The organism is Komagataeibacter melomenusus (genome assembly GCF_013155395.1).
GTDB classification, from domain to species: domain Bacteria; phylum Pseudomonadota; class Alphaproteobacteria; order Acetobacterales; family Acetobacteraceae; genus Komagataeibacter; species Komagataeibacter melomenusus.
This window is the reverse complement of record NZ_JABJWC010000055.1, coordinates 1-18,090: the sequence shown is the minus strand read 5'-3', so window position 1 is coordinate 18,090 and position 18,090 is coordinate 1. Positions and strand designations below refer to the sequence as shown.

Annotated in this window: 15 protein-coding genes and 3 pseudogenes; 11 read left to right on the top strand and 7 right to left on the bottom strand. The window is 58.0% G+C overall.

The genetic code is table 11. The features are described from left to right. From HNW77_RS15195 to HNW77_RS15185, 3 genes are all read left to right on the top strand, one after another. Positions 1 to 250: MSMEG_0570 family nitrogen starvation response protein (locus HNW77_RS15195; protein ID WP_172158764.1), on the top strand; the 250-nt coding region annotated here is incomplete at its 5' end. Between the two features lie 16 nt (positions 251 to 266). Continuing rightward, positions 267 to 1,514, top strand: coding sequence for an MSMEG_0569 family flavin-dependent oxidoreductase (locus HNW77_RS15190; RefSeq protein WP_172158762.1), 1,248 nt, complete (start codon positions 267 to 269; stop codon positions 1,512 to 1,514). 15 nt (positions 1,515 to 1,529) lie between these two features. Further along, positions 1,530 to 3,302 carry an AMP-binding protein gene (locus tag HNW77_RS15185; protein WP_172158761.1) on the top strand — a complete coding sequence of 591 codons (1,773 nt, stop codon included), beginning with the start codon at positions 1,530 to 1,532 and terminating at the stop codon, positions 3,300 to 3,302. 122 nt (positions 3,303 to 3,424) lie between these two features. Here HNW77_RS15185 and HNW77_RS15180 read toward each other — a convergent pair whose 3' ends face one another. Both HNW77_RS15180 and HNW77_RS15175 read right to left on the bottom strand, forming a co-directional pair. After that, on the bottom strand, positions 3,425 to 4,795 hold the full coding sequence (locus tag HNW77_RS15180; RefSeq protein WP_172158759.1) for an NAD-dependent succinate-semialdehyde dehydrogenase: 1,371 nt from the start codon (positions 4,793 to 4,795) through the stop codon (positions 3,425 to 3,427). 16 nt (positions 4,796 to 4,811) lie between these two features. Further along, positions 4,812 to 5,936 carry an alkene reductase gene (locus tag HNW77_RS15175; protein ID WP_172158758.1) on the bottom strand — a complete coding sequence of 375 codons (1,125 nt, stop codon included), beginning with the start codon at positions 5,934 to 5,936 and terminating at the stop codon, positions 4,812 to 4,814. A 115-nt stretch (positions 5,937 to 6,051) separates the two neighbouring features. Here HNW77_RS15175 and HNW77_RS15170 point away from each other — a divergent pair, with 115 nt between their 5' ends. Further along, positions 6,052 to 6,414: a winged helix-turn-helix transcriptional regulator gene (locus HNW77_RS15170; protein ID WP_172158756.1), complete on the top strand. Its 363-nt coding sequence runs from the start codon at positions 6,052 to 6,054 to the stop codon at positions 6,412 to 6,414. Between the two features lie 267 nt (positions 6,415 to 6,681). Here HNW77_RS15170 and HNW77_RS18090 read toward each other — a convergent pair. Beyond that, positions 6,682 to 6,929: pseudogene (locus HNW77_RS18090) on the bottom strand (alpha/beta hydrolase); the annotation flags it as partial. A 225-nt stretch (positions 6,930 to 7,154) separates the two neighbouring features. Further along, on the bottom strand, positions 7,155 to 7,916 hold the full coding sequence (locus tag HNW77_RS15165; protein ID WP_172158755.1) for an SDR family NAD(P)-dependent oxidoreductase: 762 nt from the start codon (positions 7,914 to 7,916) through the stop codon (positions 7,155 to 7,157). Between the two features lie 101 nt (positions 7,917 to 8,017). Between HNW77_RS15165 and HNW77_RS15160 the strand changes: the two genes are divergently transcribed. After that, positions 8,018 to 8,920: a LysR family transcriptional regulator gene (locus HNW77_RS15160; protein WP_172158753.1), complete on the top strand. Its 903-nt coding sequence runs from the start codon at positions 8,018 to 8,020 to the stop codon at positions 8,918 to 8,920. 6 nt (positions 8,921 to 8,926) lie between these two features. Here HNW77_RS15160 and HNW77_RS15155 read toward each other — a convergent pair whose 3' ends face one another. Continuing rightward, the gene (locus tag HNW77_RS15155; protein WP_172158751.1) at positions 8,927 to 9,868 is read right to left on the bottom strand and encodes an AEC family transporter; all 942 of its coding nucleotides are present in this window, start codon (positions 9,866 to 9,868) and stop codon (positions 8,927 to 8,929) included. Between the two features lie 99 nt (positions 9,869 to 9,967). Here HNW77_RS15155 and HNW77_RS15150 point away from each other — a divergent pair, with 99 nt between their 5' ends. After that, the gene (locus HNW77_RS15150) at positions 9,968 to 10,855 is read left to right on the top strand and encodes a LysR family transcriptional regulator (RefSeq protein ID WP_241694513.1); all 888 of its coding nucleotides are present in this window, start codon (positions 9,968 to 9,970) and stop codon (positions 10,853 to 10,855) included. A 58-nt stretch (positions 10,856 to 10,913) separates the two neighbouring features. Here the strand turns inward: HNW77_RS15150 and HNW77_RS15145 are convergent, their stop codons facing one another. Then, complete coding sequence (locus HNW77_RS15145; RefSeq protein WP_172158748.1) at positions 10,914 to 11,543, bottom strand: LysE family translocator; 630 nt, start codon at positions 11,541 to 11,543, stop codon at positions 10,914 to 10,916. A gap of 206 nt (positions 11,544 to 11,749) precedes the next feature. Between HNW77_RS15145 and HNW77_RS15140 the strand changes: the two genes are divergently transcribed. Next, positions 11,750 to 12,202 carry an Lrp/AsnC family transcriptional regulator gene (locus HNW77_RS15140; RefSeq protein ID WP_172158746.1) on the top strand — a complete coding sequence of 151 codons (453 nt, stop codon included), beginning with the start codon at positions 11,750 to 11,752 and terminating at the stop codon, positions 12,200 to 12,202. 203 nt (positions 12,203 to 12,405) lie between these two features. Further along, a protein-coding gene (locus HNW77_RS15135; protein ID WP_172158745.1) for an IS3 family transposase occupies positions 12,406 to 13,556 on the top strand; the annotation gives its coding sequence in 2 pieces (ribosomal slippage) (positions 12,406 to 12,664 and positions 12,664 to 13,556; 1,152 coding nt in all). Between the two features lie 27 nt (positions 13,557 to 13,583). Here HNW77_RS15135 and HNW77_RS15130 read toward each other — a convergent pair. Further along, positions 13,584 to 14,073: pseudogene (locus tag HNW77_RS15130) on the bottom strand (IS701 family transposase); the annotation flags it as partial. A 470-nt stretch (positions 14,074 to 14,543) separates the two neighbouring features. On the opposite strand from HNW77_RS15130, the gene HNW77_RS15125 reads away from it, so the two are divergent. From HNW77_RS15125 to HNW77_RS15115, 3 genes and pseudogenes are all read left to right on the top strand, one after another. Then, positions 14,544 to 15,221, top strand: coding sequence for a hypothetical protein (locus tag HNW77_RS15125; RefSeq protein WP_172158743.1), 678 nt, complete (start codon positions 14,544 to 14,546; stop codon positions 15,219 to 15,221). A gap of 18 nt (positions 15,222 to 15,239) precedes the next feature. Continuing rightward, a complete protein-coding gene (locus tag HNW77_RS15120; protein WP_172158742.1) occupies positions 15,240 to 17,420 on the top strand; it encodes an EAL domain-containing protein in 2,181 nt (726 codons plus the stop codon). Positions 17,421 to 17,531: 111 nt separating this feature from the next. Further along, positions 17,532 to 17,966, top strand: a pseudogene (locus HNW77_RS15115) (PAS domain S-box protein); the annotation flags it as partial. Between the last annotated feature and the right edge of the window lie 124 nt (positions 17,967 to 18,090).

The following is an 18,090-nucleotide window of genomic DNA, read 5'->3' as shown; positions in this document are numbered from 1 at the left end:
GCAGGAGACTGACTGTTACTCCCCATCGCTGGTCATAAGGGACCACTTCACGCCCGGTCAGGATTATCCGGTCCGGGAGTTTCTTGAAAAGGCGGACACCGCCCTGACGGACGCCAGCGAGCGGGTTTGCGCCCGCTACGGCTTCCCCTGCAGCCGCGCCCTTGGCCAGCTTCAGGCCATAAGGCAGGCCAGTGCGCCTTTTCTGAACCAGTCCGACGCGCAGGTGCGCGTCCTGTCTTTCAGTTATTGAGACGAAAAGAACGACCATGACACAGAACGAAAAAAGCATCCCCGTCATCATCGTGGGTGGCGGACAGGCCGGGCTCTCCATGAGCTGGTATCTCTGCCGCGAGAAGGTGGAGCACATTGTCCTTGAGGCAAAGACGGCCTGCCATTCGTGGGATGACGAACGCTGGGACAATTTCTGCCTGGTCACACCGAACTGGCAGTGCGAACTCCCCGGTCATCCCTACAAGGGGAAAGACCCGCACGGCTTCATGGTGAAGCAGGAGATTATTGACTACGTGAAGGGCTTTGTCGCCTCCTTCAATCCGCCTTTGCGCGAGCACACAGCCGTTACCTCCATCACGCGCCATGAAGGTGGTGGCTACCGCGTGGTGGCAGGTGGCGAGACGTGGCACGCAAAGCATGTTGTCATCGCATCAGGCGCCTATCAGGACGCGGTCATCCCCGGCTATGCCAGCGCGATCGACCCCGCCATCCATCAGGTTCACTCGCAGGATTACCGCAACGCGGCCCAGTTGCCGGAAGGGACTGTGCTGGTCGTGGGCAGCGGCCAGTCCGGCGCGCAGATTGTCGAGGACCTGTTCCTTGAAAAACGCAAGGTCCATCTCTGTGTCGGCTCCGCCCCGCGCGTCTCGCGTTTCTACCGTGGGCGGGACGTTGTGGACTGGCTTGCGGATATGCACTTCTATGACCTGACGGTGGATAATCACCCTCTGCGTGACGGCGCACGCGACAAGACCAATCATTACGTCACGGGCCGAAATGGCGGGCATGACCTTGATCTGCGCCTGTTTGCAAGGAAGGGCGTTGGCCTGCATGGCACGCTGGAGACCATCCGCGATGAAGTGGCGCACTTCGCGCCGGATCTTGCGGAAAACCTTGATGATGCGGACAAGACCAATGCCGACATCAAGAAATCCATCGACGCCTACATCACCCGTGAAGGGATCACGGCTCCGACCGAAGCCCCTTATGTGCCTGTGTGGGAGCCCGATGGCAGTAACACCCCGCTCGACCTGAAAGCTGCCGGGATCACTTCGATCCTCTGGTGCATCGGCTTCCGCCCGAACTATCGCTGGATCGACGTGCCTGTCTTCAACGGGGCGGGCAAGCCCGTCTGGCATCGTGGCGTGACCGATGCGCCGGGCTTCTACTTCCTTGGTCTGCCATGGCTGCACACCTGGGGATCGGGACGGTTCTCCGGCGTTTCGCGTGATGCCGCGTGGCTGGCCAGCCAGATCACCGGCAAAGACGTGCCTGTAGCCTGAACGGAGTAAAGCACCATGCTTCCATGGACAACATATGAGGCGATGTATGACGCGGCCATAAGCCAGCCAGAACAGTTCTGGCTGGAGGCGGCGCAACGCATCACATGGAAGCAGGCACCCGTGAGCGCATGCAGGACGCGGGCGGATGGTTGGCATGACTGGTTCCCCGACGCCACGCTCAACACCTGCCATAACGCAGTCGACCGGCATGTGGAGGACGGACGCGGCGAGCAGGCGGCCCTGATCTGGCATTCCTGCGCCACGAAGGAACGGCAGGTGGTAACCTACCGGGAACTCCAGGGCAGGGTGGCCGGGTTTGCCGGTGGCCTGCGCGCGCTGGGGGTAGGGCAGGGCGACCGCGTCCTGATCGCCATGCCGACCATGATCGAAACCGCCATCGCCATGCTGGCCTGTGCGCGGATCGGGGCGGTGCATGTGGTGGTTTTTGCCGGTTACGCCGGGCCTGAACTGGCGCGCCGGATTGATGACGTGGCACCGAAGGTCATCATCATTGCCAGTTGCAGCTTTCAGGGCCAGACGCCCGTTCCATCCGTACCTGCCCTGAAAGAGGCGCTGGCCAAAACGGCGCATAGACCGCAGGCCTGCGTGATCGTGCAACGCGAAGCCTGTCCGGCTCCGCTTCTGCCGGAACGGGATCATGATTTTCGCACGCTGGAACAGTCCGCACCGGCAGAGCCGGTCACGCTGCGCTCAGAAGAGCCCCTGTATATTCTTCACACGTCCGGCACGACAGGTCATCCGAAGGGTATTGTGCGTGACAATGGTGGCCACGCAGTCGCCCTCGCCCTGTCCATGGAGCTGATTTATGGCTGCAAACCCGGCGATACCTTCTTCACCACATCGGATCTGGGCTGGGTGGTTGGCCATTCCTACGGCGTCTATGCGCCGCTGCTCAGCGGCTGCACCAGTGTGATCGTGGAAGGCGGCGCATCGGCTTCCGCCATCCGCGTGCTGTGCCATGAGCATGACGTGAAATGCCTGTTCACCACACCAACACAGATGCGCCTCATGCGGCAGGAAAGCCGCAGCCTGTCAGGTGCGATCCTGCCCACGCTGGCCCACATCTTCGTGGCCGGGGAGTATGCGGACCCGACATTGCTGGAGTGGGCACGGTCGTATTTCCGCAAACCTGTAGTCAATCACTGGTGGCAGACTGAAACCGGGTGGAGCATCACCGCTCATTTCTTTGGCCTGCCCGAGCGCGAGCCGGTCACGCTGATGAATGACATCGGACGACCTGCGCCGGGATTTTGCCCGGCCATCGTGCCGCCCATACCCGGTGAACAGTGCGGCGAGATTGTCCTCTCCCTGCCGCTGCCACCCGGCTGCCTGACTGGCATATGGAAGGATGGAGCGATCCGTGTTCCTGCCGCCTATCTTGATGAAACGAACCGGTATTATCGCACCTTCGACGAAGGCATGATCGAAGCCGGCCGCGCCGTGCATATGCTCGGGCGTTCCGATGATGTCATCAAGGTCGCAGGACGACGGATTTCGGGCGTGCAGATCGAAAAGATCATCGCCACCCATCCAGCCGTTCATGCCTGTGCCGTGGTTGCAATTGCTGACACGCTGAGAGGACAGCGTCCCGTTGCCTATGTGGTGCCTGATGCCGAAGCGGCATGCGCGCCTTCTGCCGAGGAAATCGTTGCGCGGGTCAACGCAGTCCTCGGGCGCTGGATTGGCCTGAAAGAAGTCCGCTTCGTCAGGCATCTGCCGACCACGGTATCAGGAAAGATCACCCGAAAGCGCCTGCTGGTCTCCTGACGTGAGCAGTATCGTACCTGAACATGCGGTGTGAGCGGATCAACCGGGTCAGCTCAGGGTTCGGAAACGCTCTTTCTGCCCCGGACTGGATTTTGTTCGGGGCAGAAAACACACATCTCCTATCAGGCGACGCGGATCAGCTTACGGTTGATGAACTCCTCAATACCCAGGAAGGACAGTTCGCGGCCAAAGCCCGAATTCTTGATCCCGCCAAAGGGCAGTTCAGGGGCCGCGGCCGTGGCCGTGTTGATGAACATCATGCCGGTCTCGACCGCTTCGGCCACCCGTTCCGCCCGGCCAAGGTCGCGGGAGAACACGGAACCGCCAAGGCCATAGGGGGAATCATTGGCCAGTTCGATGGCTTCATGTTCGGATACAACCTTGTGCACGACGGCAACAGGGCCGAAAATCTCCTGATAGAAGACCGGGTTGTCCTTTGACACATTGGTCAGGATGGTCGGTTCCATGAAGAAGCCCGTCCGCTCCATCCGCTTACCCCCGGCCACCAGCGTTGCCCCTGCCTTGATGGCCTCGTCGGTCTGCGCCAGTGCGGTATCGAGTGCCTTCCTGCTGCTCATCGGGCCATGGGTGGTGCCCTCAGCCAGCGGGTCACCGATGTGGAACTGTGCGATCGCCTTTTTCAGACCTGCGAGGAAGGCGTCATAGACCTTCTCATGCACGATCATGCGCTTGGCCGCCGTGCAGACCTGCCCATTATTGGCGAAACGCCCCCATGTCGCCCACTTGACCGCCAGTTCAAGGTCCGCATCATCCAGCACGATGAAGGCGTCGCTGCCGCCAAGTTCCATCGTGTCCTTTTTCAGTGCTGCCCCCGCTTCGGCCGCGACCGTCTGGCCCGCGCGTTCGCTGCCGGTCAGGGCGACGCCACGGATGCGGACATCCTTGATCAGTTCGGCGGACTGGTCATTGTCGAGGAAGATGTTGGTATAGACGCCAGCAGGCGCGCCCGCATCGTGAAACAGTTTTTCAAAGGCCAGCGCACATTGCGGCACGTTGGGCGCGTGCTTGGCGATGACCACGTTGCCCGCCATCAGGTTCGGCCCCGCCACGCGGGCAAGCTGGTAATAGGGGAAATTCCATGGCTCGATACAGTAGATCAGGCCAAGCGGCTGGTTGATGATCTTCGCATGGCCTTCCTTGACTTTCAGATGCGTGGGGGCAAGGAATTCTGCCGCACCATCGGCATAGAAGGACAGGATATCGGCGGTGATGTCGATTTCCTCCAGCGCGTCAGGCAGGGCCTTGCCCATTTCGGTCGCGATCAGGCGCGCATGGGCCACCCGGTCGCGGCGCAGCAGGTCGGCGGCCTTTGACATGATGACCTTGCGGGCGGCGATATCGCGCTTTTTCCAGTCGGTCTTCCACACATGGTCCGCGCGATCGACAATCGCCTTCATCTGCGCGGCGGTGTGCAGTTCAAACGTGCGTTCCACGGTTTCCGTGGTCGGGTTGAGGGTCTGGTAAAAACTCATTGCTCCGTTTCCCTGTTTATTGGTTATGGAAAGGGTAGTCGGTGTAGCCATGCGCGCTGCCGCCATACATCGTCGCCGGGTCCAGCGGATTGAGCGGCCAACTATGTTCCAGCCGCGCGGGCAGGTCCGGATTGGCGATGAACTTCCGGCCAAAGCCGATCATGTCCGCCCATCCATGGCCCAGCACATGCTGCGCCTTGTGCAGGTCGTAACGGCCCGCGCACAGGATGCGGCCGCCAAAGATGTCGCGCACGCTGGCGCGGAAGGCGTCCGGCATTTCGGGCGCATTGTCCCAATCAGCCTCGGCCAGCGAGACATAGGCGATGCCTGCCTCTGCCAGCACGCGTACGGCCTGCGTGTAGGTCTCCGCCGGATCGTCCTCCAGCAGGCCGAGATAGACGCGCTCTTGTGTGGTCGTGCCAAACAGCGGAGAAAACCGCACGCCCATCCTGTCGGGGGTGACCACGGCGGAGACGGCCTCCACCACCTCGCGCAGGAAGCGCAGGCGGTTGGACAGGCTGCCGCCATAGGCATCGGTGCGGAAATTGGCCCGTTCGGATAGGAACTGGTTGATCAGGTAGCCATTGGCCGCGTGGATCTCCACGCCATCGAAGCCTGCAGACAGCGCGTTGCGCGCTGCCTGCGCATACATCTCCACCAGTGCATGGATTTCGGGGATGGAGAGTGCGCGTGGCATGTCGGGCGGCACCAGCTTTCCCGTGCCCGGCCCCGTGGGGATGAACACGTTGACACCTGTCGCAGCCACGGCGGACGGCGCAATCGGGGCCTCATGACCGGGCTGCAATGCGCGGTGAGAGACACGACCCACATGCCATAACTGCGCAAAGATGGGCCGCCGCTTTGTGTGCACCGCGTCAGTGACCAGTTTCCAGCCCGCGACCTGTTCAGGGGAGTAGATGCCCGGTGTCCAGGCATAGCCCTGCCCGCGGGGTTCGATCTGCGTGCCTTCGGTAATCAGCAACCCAGCCTGCGTGCGCTGTGCGTAATATTCGGCCATCAGCGCGTTGGGAATATCGCCGGGCTGGGCGCTACGGCAGCGTGTCAGCGGTGGCAGGAATATCCGGTTTTCCAGCGACAGGTCGCCCAGCCGCACAGGTCCGAATAAAGAAGATGAAGACATGATCAACCCTGTTTACAAATGCAGGCCATCCGTCCGGCCCGCATGTAAACATTGACCCAGGCTGCGGCGTGCGCAAGAACGCACATAAACCGCCACTAGTGTCAGGAATGATACCATGCCCCGCATCCGTCACACCACGCTGGCCTGTAGCCCCGGCTGCACGGTGGAAGCCACGCTCGAACTGTTTGGGGGCAAGTGGAAGGCGCTGATCCTGTACCACCTGTTCGAGGACGGGGTGCTGCGGTTTGGTGAACTGCGCCGCCGCCTGCCCAACGTCACGCAGCGGATGCTGACCAATCAGTTGCGCGAACTTGAGGCGGATGGGCTGGTATCACGCACCGTCTTCCCCGAAGTGCCGCCGCATGTGGAATATGCCCTGACCGAGTTGGGAAAGACGCTGAAGCCGGTCATTCAGGCGCTCAAGACCTGGGGGGATCGCTATGCCCATTCTGTCCAGCGGAACAAAGCTGCTGATTAAGATTGGCTGAGAATGTTTGCAAAAACCATGGAGACGGCTGGCTTCATTTTCCTCGCGATGGAATAATCCATCATCAGACAGACCGAAATTTCGGGAAATACGATATCGGGTGATTATCTGTCGCGGAAATATTGAGCACCTTCAGGACGTGAGCAGGCCGAGGCTGGACATTGCCGGTTTATTCGGTCGCGATCTGGCTGGCTGCCGCCATAAGAAATGCCCGATGCCGGGGGAGACACCACTCCGTATGCCGACAGGAGTGGTGTTCTACTTCAAGGAAGCAGCCCGGATCATAGCCTCAAGCCAAGCACTAATGCGGGTAATGACCTCTGCCTCAATGCCAAAATAGCCGTGTGGCGTAAGCGAACCACAGTTCTTTCAGACCGGGTTGTGCCGCCTGCCACCATTAACACGGTGACGTCACGACTGCCTGTCATGGCCGCGCCAATTCGCTTTGCCTCCTGTGGCGGGGCAACGTTGCATCGGTCATCGTGATTGGCGACAACGAGAATGGGAAGGTGCGGTGCGATCACCGGCAAATCTCACGCGTGGCAGGAGAACGCAGGCAGCCAGCACGATGATCGTGCAGCACAGATAGTTCGGCATGGGCCTGTGCTGACTGCTTCTGATCATTTCATCCAATGCCCAGGCCCACTATTGCTCATGGCCCGAAGACCAGACATGGTCTCCGGGCCGCTTCATATATCATTGTGACGTTCCGTTTGTGGAACGGCCAGCCTTCAAATGGCCTGACCACCAGAAACTTCGATCCGCTGCGCGTTGACCCAGCGATTATCCTCGGACAGAAGCGAGGCAATCATGGGGCCGATATCGTCAGGAAGGCCGGGGCGTCCCAGTGCGGTGCTCTCCGCGATGTGACGGGCAATGTCCGGATTATCCCGTACCATGCCGCCCGAGAAATCGGTTTGGATCGCGCCTGGCGCGACCGTATTGACAGCAATGCGACGGGCCCCAAGTTCCTTGGCCATGTAACGTGTCATCACTTCCACCGCCCCTTTCATGGCGGCATAGGCAATCCAGCCGGGATAGGAAAAGCGCGTCAGGCCGGATGAGATGTTCACGATCCGCCCACCATCCGCGATCAGCGGCAGCAGCGTCTGCGTCAGGAAGAACGGACCCTTGGCGTGAACGCGATATGCGGCGTCAAAATCCTCTTCCGTTACCTCGCCAAACAGCCCGCTATGAGACGTGCCAGCCATGTTGACCAGATAACTGAAACGTTCTGCTCCCCATTCGCGCAGCACGCGCCCGACTTCCTCGGCAAAGGCAGGAAAGGCATGCGTATCGCCGGTGTCGAGTGGCAGCGCCACCGCGCGGGCACCGCTGCTCTGGACATTCTCAACCACCTCATCGGCTGCGGATCTGTTGGTGTGGTAGGTGAAAATCGACGAGACGCCGCGTCGGGCGAGAGCCTCAACGGTGGCGCGGCCCAGTCCACGGCTGCCGCCGGTGACGATGGCAATGGTGTTGGCTTCTGGCATGGGTATCTCCATCTGGTGAGGGACTAATCTTGGTCACACCATCGTCCGTTCGATAAGATCGCTCTGTCCGCCAGCATTGTTTTGCGCCATGGAATAATCCCATGGACAGGCTTGCTACACTCGACCTCTTCGTCCGCATTGTTGACCGCAGCAGCTTCAGCGCTGCGGCAACTGATTGTGGCATCTCCCGCCCGGTTGCGACCGCTGCGATCAAGGCATTGGAGCAAAGGCTCGGCACCCGACTGCTGCAGCGCTCCACCCGCCACGTCCGGCCAACCGAGGAAGGCGCTGCCTATTATCGCCGGTGTGTGGCGATCCTGGCTGACCTTGAAGATGCCGATCGTGGCGCGAGTGGGGCTGTGGCCGGCCTGTTGCGCGCTGACGTCATTGGCCGTCTGGCGCGTATGATCCTGCTGCCAGCGTTGCCGGACTTCCTTGCCCGACATCCAGCGCTGACCGTTCATCTTGGCGAGGGCGAGCGGTTTGTCGATCTGGTACGCGAAGGAGTGGACTGCGTGGTCCGGACCGGAACACTGCCAGACAGCGACATGATCACCCGGCCGCTGGGCGTTATGGAGGAGATGACCGTCGCCAGCCCGGCCTATCTGGCGCGGCACGGAATGCCTGCCTCTCCCGACGATCTGGAGGGGCACCAGATGGTCGGCTTCGTGTCCTCACGCACCGGCCAGCCCCTGCCGCTGGAGTTTACGCGCGGAGATGAAGTGATCGAGGTCTCGCTTCCCGCACGCCTTCTGGTCGGCGGCGTTGATACCTACGCCGAAGCGGCCAGGCTCGGCTTTGGCCTCGTGCAGGTGCCGCGCTATGGCTTTGAGGATGACCTGGCGAATGGCACGCTGATTGAAGTCCTCCCTGATTTCCCACCCACGCCAACGCCGGTCTCTGTGCTTTACCCGAGTAACAGGCAGCTTTCTCCGCGCGTGCGGGTGTTCGTGGATTGGCTGGTGGAGATTATTGGCCCGCGCCTTCATCCACAATGCGCGTGAGCATCCCTACGCGGGTGCAAAGGCGAGATAGAGCGAGATTGTTGCAATCGAGAACACGGTGGAGGCGAGGACGACCCGTCCCGTAAGGGCTGCCTCCCGATCATAGAATTCCGCCAGCATGAACGAGCCGGTTCCTGTCGGGAGTGCGGCAAGAAGCACGGCAATATGTGTCATTGCTGGCGGCAGGTGCAGCACGGGCGCTGCGATGATCCACGTAACCAGAGGCTGGGCAATCAGCTTCAGGCCGACAAGAATGGCGGCAGTCGACGGGCGTGCAGACGCAGCACCGGCCGAATTCCCGGCAAGGAACAGACCGAGGGCGATCAGGGCGCAGGGGGATGCAGCCCCACCGAGAAGCTTCAGGAAGGCATGAACCGGTTCCGGCAGGTGGCCACCCGATACCATGACAAGGCCACCAAGTGCTGGCGCCACCAGCAATGGATTTTTCACCAGCGAGAAGAGCGTTTTCGCAACGATGTCGCGCGGTCGTGCTTCGGTCTGCAGTCCGGCCTCGATCAGGACGATCGCTATGACAAACAGCACACAGACCGTCACGATCGTGGCGATGAGCGTCGGCGCCATGCCGATATCGCCGACAAGGGACAGGACAAGCGGGAAGCCGACGAACCCCGTATTGGCGTAGCTCGCGTTCAGTCCGTCAATGGCGGCATCGGCAAGATGATGTCCTGTCGATACCCGCCACCACAGCGTCCCGGCAAACACGATAAAACAGCTGAGCGTGAACGCCGCAATGAATCCCGGCTCCCACAGATCGGTCATTTTTGCATTCGCCACGATGTCGAACAGCACCGCAGGCAATGCAAGATAGACGACGAGCCGATTGACCTCGCGCGTGGCATTGGGGCCCAGCGCACCTGATTTGCGTGCGATCCATCCAGTGAGGATGAGGGCGAAGACAGGCAGGACGATCAGCAGATTGTTCAGCATCAGGGATCTCGGGCGGTCAGCAAAAGCGTGACGCTACCGGACGCCATTGATATAATCCAATGCTCATATGGTTCACGATCAATGCTTTCAGGGTATCAGATGGACACGCGGCATATGCAGTATTTCATGGCCCTGGCGGAGACGCTCCATTTCGGTCGGGCCGCCGAGCGAATGAACATGAGCCAGCCGCCGTTCAGTCGCCAGATTGCCATGATCGAGCGCACGTTGGGTGTGAAGCTGTTTGAACGAAACTCGCGCAACGTGGCGCTGACCCCGGCCGGGGAATACTTCATGAAAGACTGCCGTAACGTGCTGGGGCAGTTTGAGGAGGCGTGCCGGGATGTCAGGCTGGTTGCCAGCGGCATGAAGGGCGAATTGCGATTTGGGTTCATGATGCATGCCGCCCACAGCGTCGTGCCGCAACTCGTGCAGCTTTATGCAGAGTCAAGGCCGGATGTCCGGCTTGTGCTTGATGAACGCACGCCGACAGAAATCGATGAGATGCTGGTGGCAGGAACACTGGACGCCGCCGTAACATTTGACTGCGGATATGCGCCGCACCTGCAGACCGTGCTGCTGGCCAGGGAGCGATTACGCATCATCATGCGAAAGGACCATCCCCTTGCCACGGTCGGCCAGATCGGCCCTGAGGAACTCCGCGCGGAGAAGATCATCGCAGCACCCGCCGCGACGGCGCCGGCTCTGCGATCCGCGATCAACAGCTATTTTTCGGTCAGGGGAATTGTCCCGCATGTCGTGCTTGAACCGCGGTTGCAGCACACGATCATCCAGCTTGTTGCAAAAGGGCTGGGCGTAGCCCTTATCCCCGCATCGCTGCGTACCGAACCGGGAGCAGGACTGATATCACGGGCTTTGACAGACGCGCCTCAACTTGACGTTGTCCTTCGGGCGCCGATTACTACAAAAAACCCAGCAGTCTCGACATTTATGGAAATCGGGAAATCGATACAGCGAACTTTACTCTGATCCATGGAACCTGTGCAGAGAGCCAGTTTCTAATATCTTTGCTCTTCATCTTCCATCGTCATGAGTGGAGTAATTTCATGATGTCTTCCGATGCCAGACCCAGCCCAAGAACAATCATGATCGCTCCAGATATATAGCCCATCACGATGGACGCCTTGGGGCGGCTGCTTAATATTGTCCGCGCGCCAAATCCGACCATCAGATAGATGGATACGCAGTTCATTGTATGAATGATGCCCAAGATCCCGATCTGTAAAAAGATCGGCCATGATGAACCCGGATTTGTAAACTGGGGCAGAAGGGCAAGAAAAAACAGAAGAGCCTTGGGGTTCAGGCCACTGATGGCGAACCCTCTGGTAATCCAGCGTCGCGCACCAGTTTCCCGTTCATGTCCCTCTTTCGGCACGGGAGGATGACGCAACAGGGAAATACCCAGTTTTATGAGATAGGCCGCACCTGCAAACGTCAGAATGGTGACCGCAAGCGGCATGCTGGCGACAAGCGCACCGATACCACCTGCGACCGTTCCGGTAATGGCGATATATCCCAGGAACAGGCCAAATACCGCAGGAACGACTGCGGCATGAGCACGTATTCCGGCGGAAATGACATACGCCCAGTCAGCACCAGGAGTTGCGGCAAGAAGGATGGAGATTGTCCAGAAGGCAAGAAGTGTATGCAAATTCATCGAAGACGCGTCGCTTTAGAAGAAAATCCACAAGGTTCCGCGGCGTTTTCATGCTCTCCGATTATGCTCCGGATCACTATTCCTGCGACGCGAGAGAGGGCAGGATAGCGCGGACCAGCGGACAGGGGGTTGCGTTTATGCCAATTTATCCACCAATATCTGACATATGATTGCGTCATAAATTTCATTCGTGATATATGATGCCAATGAAACTGGATGCGATTGATCGGCGTATTCTTCGTGTTCTTCAGGAAGATGGCCGCTGTCCTAACAATGAACTTGCGAGGCGCGTCGGGCTTTCTCCCTCGCCATGTCTGCGCCGGGTGCGGATACTGGAAGAAAGTGGCGTTATCGAGGGGTATGTCGCCGTTGTGAATCCCGCAAAAGCCGGGTTCGGCGTGACGGCTTTTGTCAGGATATGGCTGACAGGAGAAGACGAGCGGCAGTCCGAGCATTTCGTCGAGGAAATCGGGAAGCTTCCGCAGGTGACGGAAGCACATGTCCTTGCGGGAGATTGTGATTTCCTGTTGCGCGTTGTTGCAGAAAACCTTCCAGGACTGAGACGTTTTCAGAGTGAACACCTTGCACGGATCAAAGGCGTGCGAAGTATGAAGACCGACATCCCTCTCCTGAAGGTCAAGAACGCAAGCTTTGCATAAGATATCTCACCCATCATGCTGGAGATGCTGGAAGCGAAGCGGGCTGCAGGTTATATTGGCGCGTGCGTGAACGCATCGTCCGGAGATCAATTCTTCGCTTCTGATCTGACAGAAGGCGCAACGTTCAGGCACGCAGATATTGACGTGCCCCCCGAAAATGTGCCCATTTTAAAGTAGAGTCCGATCGAGAAGGATACGGACGGATGAAACGCAGTCGCTTTACGGAAGAGCAGATTATAGGGATCCTGAAGGAACAGGAAACTGGGCTGAAGGTCTCTGATCTTTGCCGCAAACACGGGATCAGTGACGCAACCTTCTACAAATGGAAGACCCGCTATGGTGGTCTTGAAGTGTCCGAGGCCAAACGGCTGAAGGCGCAGGAAGATGAAAACAGCCGCCTGAAACGTCTTCTGGCGGATGCCATGCTGGATAATGCAGCGCTGAAGGAAATCGTTGGAAAAAAGTGGTGACGCCTGTCGCCAGACGGCAGGCGGTCGACCATATTCGCGGTGTTCTGGCCCTGAGTGAACGCCGTGCCTGTGCGCTTGTCGGTCTTGCCCGCCGTGTTGCGCGCTATATTTCGACCAGGGCGGACGATGTCGTCCTGCGCCAGCGTCTGCGGGAACTAGCGGGCCAGCGGCGCCGCTTTGGATACCGTCGCCTGAGCTATCTTCTGGCGCGGGAAGGCCTCACACCCCATCATAAGAAGCTGTTCCGCCTCTATCAGGAGGAGGGGCTGAAAGTCCGTCATCGGGGAGGCCGAAAGCGAGCATTGGGAACGCGTTCTCCCATGACCGTCCCCCAGGAGCCTGGGCAGCGTTGGAGCCTGGATTTTGTGTCCGACGCCCTGATCTGTGGCCGCCGGTTCCGCATTCTGGCTGTTATCGACGATTTCAGCCGGGAGAACCTGGCATTGGTTGCCGACACATCGCTGTCAGGCGGACGTGTGGCGCGGGAACTGACACCTCTGGTGGAGCGATATGGCAAACCCCTCATGATTGTCAGCGACAACGGGACGGAATTCACCTCCCATGCCATTCTGAAATGGGCCGACGGGATGCAGATCGAATGGCATTATATCGCCCCGGGGAAGCCGCAGCAGAACGGGTTTGTCGAAAGCTTCAATGGCCGGCTCAGGGATGAATGTCTCAACGAAACGCTGTTCACGTCCCTGACGCATGCCCGCCAGATTCTGGCTGACTGGCGGGAAGACTACAATACGGTACGCCCACATTCCCAACTGAATGGCAGGACACCGGATCAGGTCGCCAGACAAGGGTCTCGGGGGCATGCCCCCGAGACCCTTGCTATTCCATCAACTCCAAGCCATGAAAAACGGGAACTCTCCTTTTGAGTGGATACAAAAAGGGGGGCACGTCAGAACGCCAGCCCGCTTCAGGCGTGCCGGATCTGCTGTCCAGACATCGGGCAGGAACAGACGGAGTGACAGCATCAGTGGCACTTCACGCGAAGCCAGTGTCACGGACACCAGTGTCTGACAACTCGCTTTCCTGCCCAAGGTCGAAGCATATTGGGGCGCCACGCCAACAGAGTGTTCTCCCTCTTTGGGAAGCAAGGTATCATTGATGATCAGTCATGAACGCTCGCCACCCACCAGATGGTCAGCATGATGCCACAGAGCAGCCTCAAGTGGCGCACTGTCCCATACACCGGCACTGACGACATGATGCAGCCGGTCATAAGGGATATCGCCATTGCGTGCAGCCATAGGCTGCACGCAATGGCGGTCACCAGGTCCGATCAGGCCTGCAATATAAGCCGGATACATCGCCCGCTGCGCTTTGTGATCCCAGTGCGGCCAGAAGTGGCGCAAGCCATACTTCCAGATCCGATCGCCAGTCGGCATTCATCGCCAGCTTCCACTACAGCTGGTCTTCCATGAATCACGATCACACCCGTTGGGAATCCTTATTCCAAATTTTCTGCAAAAGTAGTGCTAGGACCGTGGTGTTCTGCTCAGGAATAATATCCGATCTCAGTTTAAGCATTTTGCCTTAGCTAATGTCTTGCTCCGCTATATGGAACATATAGAGAACTTCAGTGAAGCGTAGTCAATTAAAATTTTGTTTTTAAACAATATTATATTTATGAAGGTGCGCGAAGATCGGCATCGAAAAATATGAATAGGCTTTATTCCAATATCGCCCATGCAACTATCAATATGCGCAAATACAACCTGTAATATAAATGAAGCAGGTATATATTCCTAACTCATTTATATTAATGATGCATTTTATTTACCACAAAAATATTGCAGCCAACGCAAGGAAATGATATCAAGCGATAACAAAATTTACAGAAATTATAAGGTAGTAAAACTATGGGGTACCGGCCCGACAACTTGTCGGGCCTGATCAGTAATCCGCTGGAAACCGAAATTCGGGGAGGGTACTTTGTACTTGCGCATGCTCTGGTTGGGGTCGCTCAGGGGGCTTCCCTGTCGCAGCAACCGGGACAGGGCGGAGTTGTCGCGCGATTAGTCGCCGGGCCCGGTTCATGGCTGCGCGCCAGCGTGCAGGAACTCGGGCAATCCTGCGAGCGTGACTATATTCTGCGCGGCGGGACAATGGAGTTTGACAGTAAAGGCCCGCTACAGGTTCTCTGGACGCGCCTAGGCGTGGAAGAACCAGGTGGCACACTGATTCTGGGGCAGAGGACTCCAGACGCAGGATTACTGCTCGTGGACCTGACGTTTCATGCCGATCTTACACGAATACAACTTTCAATTGTATTCAGGAAGGTTACACGCGTCACCGCCACCTATGACAGTGTCGCGAACGTAACCCTGATTGGCATGCTGGGAAACGAAATGCCCGGTTTGGACCGAAACGTCTGGGCTGTTGTGCGTCTGCCAGGCAACGTCTGCGCCTTTTCCTCCGAAAACAGTGAGAAGATCCGGAGCGATGGCGGCCAGTCCGGGTTGTATATGCGTAATTTCGTGGCAGAAGGATCGGAAGATACGTATATAAATGTAAGTAAAAAACAACAAACCAATTGATACTGCGAAAATATTTTTATGAATAACCAGCTTCTTCTCGCCGCGCCGAAAGCAGCACTTTCAGGAGATCGCGCCCTGCATCTGCTTCAGGGCGCCTCCGATGGGATCGTTGTCATCGACACCCAGAACAATATCGTATTCTTCAACGCGGCTGCCGAAGCGTTGTGGGGGTACCGACAGGCTGACGTTATAGGGCGTAATGTTGCCATGCTGCTGCCAAGCGGCATGAGATCCGAGCATGACGCATTCATCTCCCGTAATCGGCAGACCGGTGTCAATACGATCGTCGGAACATCACGTGAAATCATGTTCCAGGACAGGGCCGGAAAACTCCTTCCCGCTGAACTGGCGATATCAGCGGTCGAGATGCCTCCTGATGGGGAGAAATATTATCTGGCCAGCATCAAGAGCATAACGGACGAAAGTCACCGCAAGCACCTGCTTGACCTGCAGAATACCGTCTTCCGTTCTCTGTCCACCGACATGATGATCCAGGATGTCGCGGATCTGATCTGCCGTGAAATAGAAACGTTCGTGCCCGATACGGTTGCGGTGCTGGCGCTTGTCGATGACAGCCAGAAGCTGCAGATCCTGTCCGGAACCGGGTTTCCGCGCCGATACGCGGCAGCACTGGAAAGCATCGTGCTTTCAGAAGCCGACATGATCGGCCTGATGCAAAATCCGGACGATGCCGATACCGTTGTCTGGAACAGCTATTACTCCCTCGGCATCTCGCTTGGACTGCATCACTGCTGGGCATCTGCCATCCTGTCCCCGCGTGGAAAGGTTTCCGGTATTTTTGCGCTTTTCTCGCGTGCTCCGGGGCGCAAGCCCGAATGGATACGCAGGATTGTCGATGGATGTGTGCCTTTTTGCGGTGTCGTGATCGAGCAGTATGATGCCCGACAGCATATCGCCCATCTGGCACGCTATGATTCCCTGACCGGCTTCCTCAATCGCGCAGCCATTCATGCGCTTCTGGAAAAACAGGTTGGCCAGCCGGGCGATCACCATTTTGCCGTCGTCATGCTCAACCTTGACCGTTTCCGCGACATTAATGAAGCTCTTGGCCACGCCAATGGTGACCTGTTTCTCAAGTCCGTGGCTGAGCGGCTCCGGCGTCTGAGCCGCAGCCATTATGTGCTGGGGCGGTCGAGCGCTGATGAATTCATTGTGGTTATGCCCGACACCCGGGAGGGTGCCGCAGTCCAGTTCGCGAATACGCTGCTCGAAGGGCTGACGCAGCCGATCGACATACATAACAATTACATCGTGCCGTCGGTCAGCATCGGCATCAGCATGTTTCCCGATACAGGGCCAGACAGTGAGTCGCTTATCGGTCTCGCCGAAACCGCCATGCGGCAGGTCAAGAAAGAAGCGCCCGGGACATACCGCATCGCAACACCCGAGGACCATAGCGCCGCACAGGATCGCCTGCTGCTGGGTTCAGCACTGCGGGAGACCCTGGAAAACGGTCGGCTCGCCCTGCACTACCAGCCGCAGGTCACCGCAGTCTCCGGCAAGCTTTATGGCGTCGAGGCGCTCTCGCGCTGGCATCACCCACATCTGGGCAATATCTTTCCCTCCCGTTTCATCGCCGTGGCGGAAGCGACAGGCCAGATCGAGGCGATCGGAACGTGGTCGCTGGAAGAGGCCTGCAGGCAGATTGTCGCGTGGGATCGCGAAGGCATCCATGTGCCCACCGTTGCCGTCAACCTTTCGGCGGGTCATTTCCGCAAACTGCAGCTTCCCGCGACGATAGACCGCCTGCTGAAGGAATACGGGATCCAACCGCACCGTCTGACGGTAGAAATCACCGAAAGTGTCATGATGGATGAGAACCAGGACACGATGGCGGTGCTGCACGCGATCAGGACCCTGGGGGTTGGTCTGTCCATGGATGATTTTGGTACCGGCTTCTCAAGCCTGTCCCGCCTGACCCGCCTGCCGCTTACGGAAATCAAGATTGACCGTAGCTTCATCATGAACCTTGAACATGACGCAAATGCTCAGGCCGTAACAACCGCTGTCATCGGGATCGGCAGCCGCCTCGGGATGACTGTCGTGACGGAAGGCGTGGAGACAGAACAGCAGAAGGAACTTCTGGAAAGTCTCCATTGCGATGTCATGCAGGGATATCTTTTTTCGAAACCCCTGCCTCCAGATGAACTAGGGCGGTGGCTTCTGTCACGCCATTGAGAACAAGTCACGTCGTAATACAACCTGCCAAATAAAAATATATTGAGGATCGATCGCGTGGGTAACGAAGTATTCCCGGTAACGGATGAAAATGTAAATTCTGATATCTGTATGGACATGTTGGAGCAGGCCCGAGATGGTGTCATCATTATTGACGACAGGAACTGTATTGTCTTTTTTAACAGCGCGGCAGAAAAACTCTGGGGTTATACAGCATCTGAGGTCATGGGACGCAACGTCAAGTGTCTCGTGCCAATACCATATCGCGACGAGCATGATGGTTATATTGCTCGAAATCGTGAAACCGGCGTAAACCGGATTGTTGGTACGTCACGCGAAATTACGTTTGAAAGCAAGAACGGCAGCTACGTCTCCGCCGAGATGTCCATTTCGACAGCGCGGATCGGGCCAGACAAAAAACAGTACTACATGGCCTTCATGAAAGGCGTGACGGAAGAAAGCCACCGCAAGAAACTGCTGGACCTGCAGAACACGGTTTTCCGCTCCCTTTCAGGTGATATGCTCATACAGGACGTGGCTGATCTAGGGCCTGTTAGATCTTGAATTTCTTCCCATATTGTAGGGATGGAAGAAGGAGACAGAACAGGCACCTTTACGGACGAGACATGGGCGATCTGGGAACCTCTGATTGAGGAGGTTCGCCCGAGGG

Bases quoted from the DNA above. Each gene is read 5' to 3' on its own strand.
- HNW77_RS15165 (WP_172158755.1), bottom strand. From the start codon at position 7,916: ATGCCAGAAGCCAACACCATTGCCATCGTCACCGGCGGCAGCCGTGGA.
- HNW77_RS15170 (WP_172158756.1), top strand. From the start codon at position 6,052: ATGCCCCGCATCCGTCACACCACGCTGGCCTGTAGCCCCGGCTGCACG.
- HNW77_RS15140 (WP_172158746.1), top strand. From the start codon at position 11,750: ATGAAACTGGATGCGATTGATCGGCGTATTCTTCGTGTTCTTCAGGAA.
- HNW77_RS15180 (WP_172158759.1), bottom strand. From the start codon at position 4,795: ATGAGTTTTTACCAGACCCTCAACCCGACCACGGAAACCGTGGAACGC.
- HNW77_RS15120 (WP_172158742.1), top strand. From the start codon at position 15,240: ATGAATAACCAGCTTCTTCTCGCCGCGCCGAAAGCAGCACTTTCAGGA.
- HNW77_RS15190 (WP_172158762.1), top strand. From the start codon at position 267: ATGACACAGAACGAAAAAAGCATCCCCGTCATCATCGTGGGTGGCGGA.
- HNW77_RS15160 (WP_172158753.1), top strand. From the start codon at position 8,018: ATGGACAGGCTTGCTACACTCGACCTCTTCGTCCGCATTGTTGACCGC.
- HNW77_RS15185 (WP_172158761.1), top strand. From the start codon at position 1,530: ATGCTTCCATGGACAACATATGAGGCGATGTATGACGCGGCCATAAGC.
- HNW77_RS15145 (WP_172158748.1), bottom strand. From the start codon at position 11,543: ATGAATTTGCATACACTTCTTGCCTTCTGGACAATCTCCATCCTTCTT.
- HNW77_RS15155 (WP_172158751.1), bottom strand. From the start codon at position 9,868: ATGCTGAACAATCTGCTGATCGTCCTGCCTGTCTTCGCCCTCATCCTC.
- HNW77_RS15175 (WP_172158758.1), bottom strand. From the start codon at position 5,936: ATGTCTTCATCTTCTTTATTCGGACCTGTGCGGCTGGGCGACCTGTCG.
- HNW77_RS15150 (WP_241694513.1), top strand. From the start codon at position 9,968: ATGGACACGCGGCATATGCAGTATTTCATGGCCCTGGCGGAGACGCTC.
- HNW77_RS15125 (WP_172158743.1), top strand. From the start codon at position 14,544: ATGGGGTACCGGCCCGACAACTTGTCGGGCCTGATCAGTAATCCGCTG.